The following is a 12,165-nucleotide window of genomic DNA, read 5'->3' on the forward strand; positions in this document are numbered from 1 at the left end:
CAGCACGCCCACCGCCAGAGGAGTGGCGCCGGACCGCGCCATGCCCAGAGCACCCAGCATCCCGCGCGCGGCCATGCCTGCCCACCGGAAGTTCGGGGGCTCTTCGCCGGGGAGGGTGGCGAGGGTGCCGTCGCGGTGCCGGTGCGACGCGTCTGGCAGGATGCGCCGCTGATGACGAAGACCACGGACTGTGCCGAGTGCGGTGGAACGGTGGCTCCCGACGGCCACTGCTGGGATTGCGGGGCACCTCAGCCGGGGTTCCGCGCGCATGTGGAGATCACTGCGGACGGCGGTGCCGCGGGGGTCAGCGACCGCGGCCGACAGCGCGGTGTCAACGCGGATGCGATGGCTCTGGCCATGAGCGGCCGGTGGACGATCGGTGTCGTGTGCGACGGGGTGTCGATGTCCCCCCGCGCGGAACGAGCCGCTCAGGTCGCGGCGGAGGTCGGCGCATCCGCGCTGGCGGCGCGGCTGCGCGACGGCGCCCTGCCGGAGGACGCGCTCACGGACGCCGCCCACCGCGCCGGTCGCGCGGTGGCCGCTTTGGCGCCGTCGGTGGACGCCGCGCCCGCGTGCACGTTTGTGGCGGGCATCGTCGGCCCGGAAGGCATCTGGACTGCCGGGATCGGCGACAGCCGGGTCTACTGGCTGCCGGACGCGGGCCCCGGGACGGCCCTGACCAAGGACGACACGGGCGAATACGAGGCTCTCGCCGCGTGGCTGGGCGCCGATGCCGGTGAACCGGTGCCGCGGCTGCGCAGCTACCGGCCCGCGGTGGCGGGACGGTTGCTGCTGTGCACGGACGGGCTGTGGCGGCACCGTCCCGAGCCCGACGGGCTGCGGGCCGCGCTCGCCCGGCGCAGGCCCCCGTCGGCCGAGGACGCAGGACTGCTGGAGGAAGCGCGGTCGCTGGTCGAACTCGCCCTGGCAGCGGGCGGTCCGGACAACATCACGGCACTTCTCATCCCCGTCGCGCCGAGCGTGCCGGCCTCCTGAGTGCGGTCGCACGGAGTCTCAGACGGTGGTGCGCGCGCCCTCGGGCGACTCCTGCTCCTTGCCCTGCGCCGGTGCCCGAAGTGAGCTGAGCGGTCCGCCGTGCAGCGGTGTGGTGTGCCAGCGTGCCGTGAACGTGCGGTCCGCGAGGGAGCAGATCACGGTCAACCGGTGCGGGGTCTCCAGGAACAGCACGTCGACGTGCAGGGAGTCGGCGTCGGTCCATCCGCCGCTCACCGCCGTGGGAACCGGAGCCGCGCCGGTGGTCCAGCCGGTCGCGCCCATCCGCAGCTCGCATCGCGTGTCTTTCTCGATGAGGGACACGGTCCAGCCCGCCTCGCCCGCCGTGACCGCGACTTCCGTCAAAGAGCGCTGGTCCTCACAGGTTCCGCCCGCCGGGGTGAACTCGGCGGCCGTCCAGGCCTCGGCGCGCTCCGGCGGCGTGGCGGCGGCCACGACCGGCGGCAGGGCGAGCCGAGCGAGGCGTTCACGCAGCGCCGCGTCCTGGTCGCCGGGCAGTGACGCCTCGCCGAACGCGGGCAGCAGGTGGCGCCACACCAGGTCGAGCAGCTCCTGCATCTGGTCGGTGGCCGCGGTCATCGCGATCACCGCGTCGTGCTCGGGCAGGACGAGACAGAGCTGGCCGTAGGCTCCGTCGCCGCGGTATCCGTGCCGGGACTTCCAGAACTGGAATCCGTAGCCCTGCTGCCAGTCCGACAGCGCCGCCTCCGCCGTACCGTCGTCGTTGGCGACGTGGACGCGCGTGGCCTCCGCGATCCACTCGGCGGACAGCAGCTGCCGGCCCTCCCAGACACCGTTCTGCAGATAGAACTGGCCGAGCCGGGCGATCGCGTCGGTGGCGGCGTGCAGCCCGCTGAAGCCGATCTCGCGGCTTTCCCGACGCCGCCGTATCCAGGAGACCTCTCCGATGCCCAGCGGGTCGAGCAGCCGGGGCCGCAGATACTCCGTCAGGGACTGGCCGCTGACCCGCTGGACGATCGCGGCGAGGGTGTACGTGGCGGGCTGGTTGTACGCGAAGACACTGCCGGGATCGCGGTCGGGCGGGGTCAGCAGGAAGCCGCGTACCGGCTCCTCGCGGTCGCGGCGGAACGCCCGCTCGTGGGTCTCGGCGAGGTGGCCGCTGGCCATGGACGCGACATGCCGTACGAGCATGGCCCGGCTGCGCGGGTCGGTGATGTCGGCCTCGAACTCGGGAAAGTACGAGATCACGGTGTCGTCGAGACGCAGCAGCCCCTCCTCGGCGGCGAACCCGGCGGCCGTGGAGGTGAAGCTCTTACTGAGCGAGTAGAGCAGGTGGAGGCGCTCGGGGGTGAACGGCGCCCACCAGCCGGAGGCGACCAGGTGCCCGTGGCGCATGATCATCAGGCTGTGGGGTTCGATGTCCGGCGCGGCCTCGATGGCGTCGAGGAACGCGTGCACGCCCGAGGCGTCGACGCCTTGTTCGGCGGGCGTGCCGGCGGGCAGTGGACGGGTGCTCATGCGGGCGGCCTCCGGGCGGCTCGGGGGTCGAAGGACGGTGTCGGCGGCCGGGGACCGGCCGCCGCGTGCATGCGCCATCCTTCCCGTGCGCCGATGGGCATGTCCATGGGACCGACCACGGGCGCCCGGCTTCGTCGGCCGCGTCGCGACCACCGAAAAGCGTTGGCACGCGCCGAGGACGGGTTGGTACGGTGCGCGAGGACGTGACAAACCGCGAGGAGGTGGGACCCATGAACGCTGTTCGCAGCTGGGTGCTCCCCCTTTTTCGTCACGGTGGGCGACTGACGTAGGTGTCGCCGGGAGTGCCTCAACGACAAGGCACTCACAAAGGACGAAACCTATGAATCCTACGTATTTCACTCCTGGCACGGGCGAACCTGCCGTAACGATCACGCGGTTCGCGGAGACCCAATGGCACGCCGTGGAGAACGGCCAGGTGGTCGGCCGCGGCGATGCGTCGAGCAGGCCCGACGGGCGCGTTTTCATCAGCGTCGACGCGTGGCACGGTGCGGTGTTCGACCAGCTCGCCGCTGCGATGGTGGCGGACCTGCCGACGCCGCTCCACACGGTGGTCGACGAGGACGACCTCGACTTGACGTCCAGGTGGCAGCGGGTCGGTTTCACGACCGGACGACGGGAGTGGGAGTACCTCGTGCCCACCGACCCGGCGGTCACGGGCCTCAGTTCGGCACAGCCGCCGTCGGGCGTGACGATCGTGCCCGTGGGCGAGGCGGAGCACGTCCCCCTGCGCGCTCTGGACCGCGCGATTCGCGACGAGGTCGAGGCCACGGTCGGCTGGCGGCGGATGCCCGTCGAGGTGTTGCCGCGCCCGGACGGGGTCACCGTGGTGGACGCGGCGAAGTACGCGGTAGCCGTGCGGGCCCATCGCTACGTGGGGATGGTCCGGTTGGCGCCCGTGGCCCGGCAGCCGCGGATCGGACTGATCGCCATCCGTGCGGACGAGCACCGCCGCGGCATCGCCCGGTCGATGCTGGCCCAGGTCCTGGGCGCACTGCACCGCTCCGGGGTCACCGGAGCACGGGCCGAAGTCGATGAAACCAACGACGCGGCCATGGCGTTGTTCGACGGTATCGGCGCTCAACGTACGGGCTGCAACCTGGAGTTGGTGTGCCGCTGACACGTCACCCGGGCCGCTGCGTACACCGGAATTCGTTTCATTACCGACCTCACCGTCATCGAACGGGGAAGTGAGAGAACTTGGCCAGAACAGCAGGAGCCCTGGAACTCGAGGGCACCGTCCTCGAGTGTCTGCGCAACGCCACCTTCAAGGTGGAGCTCGAGAACGGGCACAAGGTGCTCGCCCACATCAGCGGGAAGATCCGGAAGAACTACATCAAGATCCTTCCGTTCGACCGCGTGATCGTGGAACTCAGCCCGTATGACCTCACCCGCGGCCGCATCCTCTACCGCTACAGGACGTAGTTAAAGGCTGTGCAGGCCCGGCTTGCCGGAGCAGTCCCCGACGCGGTGATCACGCGACCCCTCTGCGGATGCGCTCATCGCCTCGGGGCTGCTCGCCCCTCGATCGCCCCCGTGTCCCTGCCCACGTAAGGCTTCCCTGTCCATGGCCACATCGATGCCTGCCCGGGGCGACGTCGCCCGGGACCTCTGGCGGCTGCTCGAACCGATCCACGCCGTCGTCTACTTCGCCCCGGAGCCGTTGGAGGAGTTCAGGGCGGTGGGCTACCGCGGTTTCTGGATGGGCTACTTCGCCGGACGGGCCGCTCCTCAGAGCTCGCCACGCGTGCCGCGCAATCGGCTCCGCTCGAGGGCCGAGCCCTCTTCGCCGCCAACCGCTCCCTGCCGGTGCCCCAGGAGCCCGTTGCCCAACTGTGGCATGCCGCGACGCTGCTTCGTGAACACCGTGGCGACGGTCACGTCGCTGCCCTGGTCGCCGCCGGGATAACCGGCCGCGAGTCGCACGTCTTCCACGCGACCGCGACAGGCATTCCGCGCGATGTCTACACGTCGGCGCGCGACTTCGACGAGGCGGAGTGGACGTCGCGAGTCGACACCCTCAAGGAGAAAGGGCTCCTTGAGGACGACCAGCTGTCCCGACGTGGACACCGGCTCAAGGCCCGGATCGAGGAACGAACCGACCAACTGGCTGCCACCGCCTACGCATCACTGACCACCGGCGAGACCGCCGAACTCGCCCGGCTCCTGCGCCCCTTGACCGATGCCGTGGTACGCGCGGGCGACATTCCCCTGGACAACGCCATGGGGCTCGACCTGCGTGAGTCACTCGACCGGCCTTGAAGTCGCAGCGTGGTTCAGCCGCACGGAGGGCGTCGCTGATGGTCGGATCGGCCAGGATGCGGAAGATCGCGACACGGTCGTCCTCGTTGCCGCCCGCTTACCCGGTCAGTAGCGGTTCGCTCTTCGCTCGGCAACCGTCCGACACGCCGCGAGGCATCGCATGACGGGCCGTCAGGTCACGCACGGCAAGCGGCTACCGTGACCACACGTCGACCGCCTGACAGCGCCGAAGGAGCAAGCAGCATGGAGATCGCGACGTCGCAGAGAATCACCACGTTCCTGATGTTCGAGGGCAACGCCGAGGAGGCGATGACCTTCTACATCTCGCTCTTCGACGACGCCGAGGTCATCGCCATCACCCGCTATGGAGCCGATGGTCCGGGCAAGGAGGGGACCGTGCAGCATGCGACGTTCGCACTCGCGGGCGAGCAGTTCATGTGCATCGACAGCCCCGCGCAACACGACTTCACCTTCACACCGGCGATCTCGCTCTTCGTGCAGTGCGCCGACGAGGCCGAGCTCGACCGCCTGTACGCGGCTCTCGCCGAGCGGGGGACGGAGCTCATGCCGCTGGGCGACTACGGCTTCAGCCCCAGGTTCGGCTGGGTCAACGACCGGTTCGGCGTCTCCTGGCAACTGAACCTGGCCGCGTGATCCCGTGCGGGCCGAGCCTCAGCTCGGCCCGCACGGTTCAGCGTTCGAGGAGCGGCGCGTTCCCCGGGCGGCGGCCTCAGCCGGTGGTCGTCAGTTGGGGCGTGCTGCTCTGCTGGGGCTGGGCCAGGGCGCGCAGACCGGTGAGGCTGACCATGACCATGGAGAAGACGCCCGCGACGGCGAAGGCGGTGAAGCCGGCGGTGGTCGAGCCGGTGGCGAGCAGTTGGCCGCCGAGCCAGGGGCCGAAGACGGCACCGAAGCGACCCATGCCTGAGGTCCAGCCGACCGCGGTGGCGCGGTTCTCGGCGTCGGAGTGGGCGGCGACCGTGGCGTAGATCATCGCCTGGGCGCTGAAGAGGAACAGGCCGGTGAGGAAGACGACGGCGTAGGTGAGGGCCAGCGACATGTGGGCGCTGAGGGCGTAGACGCCGACGGCGGTGACGCCGAACCAGATCGCGGCGATGCGCGAGCCGCCGAACCTGTCGGTGAGCCGGCCGCCGATCAGCATGCCGACGATGCCGCCGAGGTTGATGACGATGACGAAGCCGATCGAGGAGCCGGTGTTGTAGCCGTTGGCCTTCATCAGCGACGGCAGCCACTGGGAGACGCCGTAGACGAGCAGCAGTCCGCCGAAGGACGCCAGCCAGAAGAGCAGGGTCTGCACCCACAGTCCGCCGCGGAAGAGCGCGGTGAGCGCGCTCCAGCGGTCGGCGGCGGCCGGGCGCCGTCCGTCCTTGTCGGCCAGTTCGACGCCGTAGCGGCCGGCGAGTTCCCGTGCCTCGGTGGTGCGGCCCTTGGCCTGGAGGAAGGCCATCGACTCGGGCAGGTACTTGGCGGCGAGCGGGACGCCGATGAAGAGCGGGATCACGCAGATCCAGAAGGAGACACGCCAGTCGCCGGTGCCGAGGGCCACGAAGCCCGCGACGATGCCGCCCGCCTGGTGGGCGGTCATCAGGGAACCGACGATCAGGGCGCCGCGGCCGCGCGGGGCGTACTCGGTGACCAGGGTGATCGCGCTGGGCAGCAGCCCGCCGAGGCCGAGGCCGGCGAGAAAGCGGCCGAGGCTGAACACGTCGAGACTGGCGGCGGAGGCGCAGACCGCGGAGGCGAGGGAGAAGACGGCCGTGGAGACGATGATCGTCTTCTTGCGGCCGACCCAGTCGCTGACGGTGCCGGAGGACAGGGCGCCTATCAGCATGCCGAACGTGGCGTAGGAGCCGACGTCGCCGGCCTTGCCGGGGGTGATGCCCAGCGCCTTGGTCTCCAGCATGTGCGGCAGCACGGAGCCGTAGATGAACATGTCGAGGCCGTCGAACAGGACGACCAGCCAGCACAGGCCGACGACCAGCACGGCCAGTCTTGCGCCGCGCGCGGGAGCGGGGGAGGGAGACATCGTTGTGTCCTCTCGTCCGGGAGGCAGGTCCCTGGAGGGGATGAGGGGGAAGGGGCGGCGCGGCTCGTGCGGCCGACCCGATGATGCGCTTGACGCTAAGGACCCGGAAGAAAAACGTCAACACTTTTGTCAACAATCTCAGCAACAATCCAGACACCCGCGCCATGACGCCGAATTCGCGTTGAATCCGCAGGTGGAAGAGGGGTGGGCGGCACACAGCCGTGTGCCGCCCACCCCCGTGTATGGCTGATTTCAGTCGACGGGTGGTGTGCCGTGCGTGTGGAAGGACTTGATCGTCTGCAGGCCCCAGGCCTGCCCCTTCTTCCGCTCTTCCTCGGTCCAGGTGATCAGCGGCCAGTCGGGGGCCAGCACCAGACGCGTGAGCGGGTTGCACAGCTCGATGCGGTTGCCGCCGGGCTCGTAGACGTACAGGAAGAACGTCTGCTGAATGGCGTGCTTGTGCGGCCCTGTCTCGATGAACACACCGCTGTCGATGGCGAGGTCCGCGGCGCGCAGGATGTCCTCACGGGTGTCGGTCGCGAAGGCGATGTGGTGCAGTCGGCCGGTGGAGCCCGTCCAGTCCGAGGTGTAGACGACGTCGTACGACTTGTTCGTGTACGTCAGCCAGCGGGCCGCGATCTTCCCCGTGTCGAGCCGGATCTGCTCGGTGGGCCGGGCGCCGAGCACCTGTTCCTGGAACTCGGCGTTGGCAAGCACGTCGGCGGCGAGGAAGTTGATGTGATCCAGGCGGCGCACACCGACGCCCCGGTTGGGCTTGGCCTGCGGCTGGTTCTTCAGCGCCGGCCTCAGCTCGTCGGGGGCCCGGTAGTGCTCGCTCTCCCAGTACAGGGCGTGTTCGTGACCGTCGGGGTCGGTGGTGACGTAGAGCTTGCCGATGCCTGGCTCGTCCTCGGTCCAGTGGCCGGAGCGCCCCGCCTCCTCGGCCGCCCTGACCCGGCGCTGGAGGGCCTCCTCGCTGGAGGTGCGCAGCGCGAGCCGGCCGAGGCCGGGCTGATCGCGGGCGGTGAGCACCAGGCTGTGGTGTTCGTAGTCGTCGAAGGTCCGCAGGTGGACGTTGTCGCCGTCCTGTCCGTTGACCGTGAGGCCGAGGTAGTCGGTGAAGAAGGCGACGCTGGCGTCCAGGTCCGGGGTGAACAGCTGGGCGTGGCCAATATGGGCGATGTCACCGAGCGGCGGAGTCATCTGTGGCCTCCTGGGCGTTGTGCGGGGATCGGTGCCGTCTCGGCGGACCGGGGGAACACCGTGCCGTCGAAGATCTTGCGCGCCGTGCGGACCACGGCCGTGCGGCGCGCGACGGGCAGGCCTTCGGGAGTGGCGCCGAGGCTACTTTCGATGTCTATGAATCCCGTGGGATGTTCGATGCGGATTCGGTCACTCTGTGCGGACGGCGAGGCGAGTCCCGCGCCGACCCCGCCTTCGATGCGCAGACCGGCGGCCACACTGGCCGCGCCGAGCACACCGATCGAGGTGTGGCAGCGCACGGGAATGAAGGTGCGGGTGGTGACCGCGCCCCCGTTGCGGGGCGGGGCGAGCAGGGTCAGCTTGGGCACGGTGGTGTCCGACACGTCGCCGAGGCCCATCAAGTGGCCCGCCCGGAGACGGATCTCGCGCAGCCGGTCGGCGAGTGCCAGGTCCTCCTCCAGGTCCTTGGGCGTCTCGTAGCCGGTGACCTTGAGCGAGGTGGCCGCGATCAGCACGGTCGGCATGCCGTTGTCCACGCAGGTCACCGGTACGCCGTCGAGCTCGTCGCGGACGTTGCCGGTGGGCAGCAACGCACTCGTGCCGGCCGGGAACTCGATCACCACGGGGGCGGCGGTGCCCGGCACTCCGGAGATCTCGGCGTCCCCCGTGTAGTCCACCCGGCCTCCCGGGGTGGGGAAGGTCGCGGTGGCGAGGTCGCCGGTGTTGACCATCCGGATGCGTACGGAGGTAAGCCCCTCCCCCGCCGCGACGATTCCGCGCTCGACGGCGAACGGGCCGACGCCGGCGAGGATGTTCCCGCAGTTCTGACGGTAACTCACCTCTGGTCGGTCGACGGCGACTTGGAGGAAGAGGTAGTCGACGTCGGCCCGCGGATCGGCGGAGGGCGAGACCACGGCGACCTTGCTGGTCAGCGGGTGCGCTCCGCCGAGGCCGTCGATCTGCCGCTCGTCCGGACTGCCCATGACACGCAGCAGCAGGTCGTCGCGGGCGGCCGGGTCGGCGGGCAGGTCCCCGGCGAGGAAGTAGGCGCCCTTGGAGGTGCCGCCACGCAGGAGCATGCAGCGCAGCTGCTCGGGCCCGCGGGTCACGAGCCCGCTCCCTCGCGGGTGTACTCCTCGTAGGTCCGGTACTCCACGCCCAGGCGCCCCAGGGTGTCGCGCAGTCCATAGCGGTCCAGGCCCAGTTCGCCCTGGAGGAAGGCGGCGCGGGACTTGGCCTCCTTGGCCTCGCGGGCCTCGGACGCCTCGGCCGTCCGGCGGGCGCGCTCGCGCGGGACGACGACCACGCCGTCGTCGTCGGCGAGGATCACGTCGCCGGGGCGGATCGCCTGGCCGTCGATGGCGATCGGGACGTTGACAGAGCCGCCGGTGGCCTTCACGGTGCCCTGCGAGGAGACGGCTCGCGACCACGCGGCGAAGCCCATGTCGCGCAGCTCCTGGGTGTCCCGGACACCCGCGTTCGTCACGACGCCGCGCACCCCGCGCCGCTGGAGCGCGGTGGCGAACAGTTCGCCGAACATGCCGTCGATGGACGGGGAGGTGGTGGTGACGACCAGGATGTCGCCCTCGCCGCATTGCTCGACGGCAGCGTGGATCATGAGGTTGTCGCCGGGCCAGCTGAGCACGGTGACGGCCGTACCTGCGACACGTACGCCTTGCTGGATGGGCCGAATCTCCGGGCCCAGCAGGCCCGTTCGGCCCATCGCCTCGCTGACGGTGGCCACGCCGAAGGCGGCCAGCGCCTCGACGTCGTGCGCGTCGGCCTTCGGCGGGTTGGTGACGACGATGCCGCTCACGCCAGCTCCTTCGCGATCTGCGGGTAGGGGCGCATGTACGCCTCGGCCATGGTCTTGTGGGCGAGGCCCAGGTTCGGGCCGGCGTTCCGCTTGAGCTGGACGCCGCGGCGTACGGCGAGGTCGGTGTAGTAGTCCCACAGGTGCTGCTGGGCGCCGAGGCACTCCATGGCCTTGCGCTTGGTGTCCCAGACCTCGGTGATGTCGAGGAGCACCTCGGGCTTGAAGCCGCTCATCTCCGGCTGGTGCGGCTCGAAGAAGAAGACCGGCGGGGCTCCGATGATCTCGCCCTCGCCCGGGTAGCCGATGGCCTGGGCCAGCACGCGGGCCTGCAGCGCCATGCGGTTGGCGGCCGGGTGGTCGCCGTTGTACGGGTCCTCGGCCGGGTGGGTGAGGACGACGTCGGGCTGCGTCTCGCGGTAGACCGCGACGAGTTGGCCGGTCAGCTCGGCGGTGGCGACCAACGGGTAGTCGCCGGCGTCGAAGAAGCGGACCTCGGCGCCGAGGGTGGCGGCGGCCCGCTCGGCCTCGTCCCGGCGTATCGCCTTGATCTCCTCCAGGGACTTGCCCTCGCGCCAGGCCTTGGCGGACTCCCCGCGCTCGCCGAAGGTCAGACAGGCGATGGTGACCTTTTCGCCGCGGGAGGCGGCCAGGGCGATGGCTCCCCCGGCCCGCCACACGAAGTCCCCGGCGTGCGCGGTGACGACCAGTGTGGAGCGTGGGTTGGCGGGCGCGTTGCCATGCGTCATTGGTGAACTCTCCTAGCTGGACAGGTGCGCGCCCGCCTGCGACCTGTCAGTCGCGCAGCGCTTCGATCACGCTGCCCAGGTGGGCGCGGACGGCCGCTTCGGCCGCCTGCGGGTCCCTGGCCGTGATCGCTTCGATCATGGCCAGGTGTTCACTCAGGGACTGCTGGGGACGTCCCGGTCTCAGCGCGAGCTGGAAACGGTGGCGCACCAGTTGGGCGTTGAGCCGCTCCAGCAGTTCCACGGCCACGGCCTGGCCGGAGAACTCCCGGATCCGGGCGTGCAGTTCGTGATTGAGATCGGAGTACGTCATCGGCTCGCCGTCGGCCACCGCCTTGGACATCGCCGCGCCCAGGTCGGCCAGCTCGGTGAGTTGCTCGTCACTGGCCGATACGGCCGCCTTGGCCGAGCACAGCCCTTCGAGGGCCATCCGGCACTCGGTGATGGCGACCGCCTCCTCGACGGTCACCACCCGGACCCGCGAACCGCGGTTGCGGATCCGCTCGACCAGTCCCTCCGACTCCAGCTCGATCAACGCCGCCCGGACGCTGGCCCGTGTCACACCGAACTGCTCGGCGAGTTCGTTCTCCACCAGCCGCTGCGCCGGTGCCATGTCTCCGCGCAGAATCGCCTGCCGCAGCTGCGCGAGCGCGTGCTGCTTGGCCTGCTCTCCGGTGCCTGGACGGGCTTCCTTCGGCATTGCGCCCTCCCTGAGTGAGTGCCTGTCGAACCTAAATCTAGGCCAACAGGATTGTCAACAATTTTGTTCTCCATATTGCTGATGCACTTCAGGGAAGCCGTTGCGCTGCATGACAGGAGGACCCGTGACGCTCAGGACGTCCCGGACTCGTCGAAACTGGCGAAGTAGGAGGCGGCCATGTCCTCGTCGCCGTGCCCCTGGGCGGCGGCGCGGCGGAAGCGTTCGGCTCCCGCCGCGGCCACGTCGAGGCGGACGCCGTGCCGCTCGCCCGCCTCGACGATCAGGCGGGCGTCCTTCTCGGCGGTGGCCACCGCGAAACTGGCCGGTGTGAGGCCGTCGTTGAGGATCAGGCCGGCCTTGGCGCGTAGATAGCCCATGTCGAGCGGGCCGCCGTCGATGATGTCGAAGAAGCCCTGCGGGTCCACGCCGAGGCCCTTGGCCAGCGCCAGGACTTCGGCGGTGCCGTGGGTGACGGCCAGCACCCAGCTGTTGGCCACCAGCTTGAGACGGGTGGCGCTGCCCTGGGCCCCGTCCTCGCCGGTCCATACCGTGCGGGTGCCGACGGCGTCGAAGACGGGTGTCACGGCGTCGCGGGCGCCGCCTGCCGCATCGTCTCCAGGGCGGCGGCACCGTCGTAGAGCATGGTGAGGACTACGTCCGCACCCCGCACCGCCTCGGCGGGGGTGTCCGCGACCTGGACGCCGTCGGTGGTCAGCGGTTCGGCCTTGGCTCGCGTGCGGTTCCATGCCCGCACGGCATGTCCGGCCCGGGCCAGATTGCGGGCCATCGCGGCCCCCATGATCCCGGTCCCCAGGACGCTCACGGTGAGTTTGCCGGTCATGTCGTCACCTTCTTGCCCTCGCTGTGCGGTGATCGCCGCTGC

General features: G+C 70.3%; 12 protein-coding genes and 1 pseudogene. 5 read left to right on the forward strand and 8 right to left on the reverse strand.

All coding sequences use genetic code 11. The annotated features are described in order from the left end of the window. Window positions 1-171 precede the first annotated feature (171 nt). On the forward strand, window positions 172-996 hold the full coding sequence (locus tag AB5J56_RS03115; RefSeq protein WP_369229757.1) for a PP2C family serine/threonine-protein phosphatase: 825 nt from the start codon (window positions 172-174) through the stop codon (window positions 994-996). Between the two features lie 18 nt (window positions 997-1,014). Here the strand turns inward: AB5J56_RS03115 and AB5J56_RS03120 are convergent, their stop codons facing one another. After that, the gene (locus AB5J56_RS03120) at window positions 1,015-2,493 is read right to left on the reverse strand and encodes a serine hydrolase domain-containing protein (protein WP_369229759.1); all 1,479 of its coding nucleotides are present in this window, start codon (window positions 2,491-2,493) and stop codon (window positions 1,015-1,017) included. Window positions 2,494-2,833: 340 nt separating this feature from the next. Between AB5J56_RS03120 and AB5J56_RS03125 the strand changes: the two genes are divergently transcribed. The 4 genes from AB5J56_RS03125 (at window position 2,834) to AB5J56_RS03140 (ending at window position 5,427) form a co-directional block, all read left to right on the forward strand. Beyond that, entirely contained in the window at window positions 2,834-3,631 is a 798-nt protein-coding gene (locus AB5J56_RS03125; protein WP_369229761.1) for a GNAT family N-acetyltransferase, read from the forward strand. Window positions 3,632-3,711: 80 nt separating this feature from the next. Then, complete coding sequence (infA, locus tag AB5J56_RS03130) at window positions 3,712-3,936, forward strand: translation initiation factor IF-1 (RefSeq protein ID WP_369229763.1); 225 nt, start codon at window positions 3,712-3,714, stop codon at window positions 3,934-3,936. A gap of 384 nt (window positions 3,937-4,320) precedes the next feature. Then, window positions 4,321-4,773 (forward strand): hypothetical protein, encoded by a 453-nt coding sequence (locus AB5J56_RS03135; protein WP_369229765.1) that lies wholly within the window; start codon window positions 4,321-4,323, stop codon window positions 4,771-4,773. Window positions 4,774-5,016: 243 nt separating this feature from the next. Beyond that, on the forward strand, window positions 5,017-5,427 hold the full coding sequence (locus AB5J56_RS03140; RefSeq protein ID WP_369229767.1) for a VOC family protein: 411 nt from the start codon (window positions 5,017-5,019) through the stop codon (window positions 5,425-5,427). A gap of 76 nt (window positions 5,428-5,503) precedes the next feature. On the opposite strand, the gene AB5J56_RS03145 is transcribed toward AB5J56_RS03140, so the two are convergent. From AB5J56_RS03145 to AB5J56_RS03175, 7 genes and pseudogenes are all read right to left on the reverse strand, one after another. Further along, a complete protein-coding gene (locus AB5J56_RS03145) occupies window positions 5,504-6,820 on the reverse strand; it encodes an MFS transporter (protein ID WP_369229769.1) in 1,317 nt (438 codons plus the stop codon). A gap of 252 nt (window positions 6,821-7,072) precedes the next feature. Continuing rightward, a complete protein-coding gene (locus tag AB5J56_RS03150) occupies window positions 7,073-8,023 on the reverse strand; it encodes a VOC family protein (protein WP_369229771.1) in 951 nt (316 codons plus the stop codon). Further along, a complete protein-coding gene (locus AB5J56_RS03155; protein ID WP_369229773.1) occupies window positions 8,020-9,132 on the reverse strand; it encodes a 4-oxalomesaconate tautomerase in 1,113 nt (370 codons plus the stop codon). Before AB5J56_RS03155 ends, AB5J56_RS03150 begins: the two co-directional genes overlap by 4 nt. Continuing rightward, the gene (locus AB5J56_RS03160) at window positions 9,129-9,839 is read right to left on the reverse strand and encodes a 4-carboxy-4-hydroxy-2-oxoadipate aldolase/oxaloacetate decarboxylase (RefSeq protein ID WP_369229775.1); all 711 of its coding nucleotides are present in this window, start codon (window positions 9,837-9,839) and stop codon (window positions 9,129-9,131) included. Before AB5J56_RS03160 ends, AB5J56_RS03155 begins: the two co-directional genes overlap by 4 nt. Then, a complete protein-coding gene (locus AB5J56_RS03165) occupies window positions 9,836-10,585 on the reverse strand; it encodes a PIG-L deacetylase family protein (RefSeq protein WP_369229777.1) in 750 nt (249 codons plus the stop codon). The genes AB5J56_RS03160 and AB5J56_RS03165 overlap by 4 nt, the downstream gene beginning before the upstream one ends. A 46-nt stretch (window positions 10,586-10,631) precedes the next feature. After that, window positions 10,632-11,282, reverse strand: a complete 651-nt coding sequence (locus AB5J56_RS03170) for a GntR family transcriptional regulator (RefSeq protein ID WP_369229779.1) — start codon at window positions 11,280-11,282, stop codon at window positions 10,632-10,634. A gap of 131 nt (window positions 11,283-11,413) precedes the next feature. Continuing rightward, window positions 11,414-12,123 (reverse strand): annotated as a pseudogene (locus tag AB5J56_RS03175) (NAD(P)-dependent oxidoreductase). Window positions 12,124-12,165 lie beyond the last annotated feature (42 nt).

Source organism: Streptomyces sp. R21 (assembly GCF_041051975.1).
Taxonomy (GTDB): Bacteria; Actinomycetota; Actinomycetes; order Streptomycetales; family Streptomycetaceae; genus Streptomyces.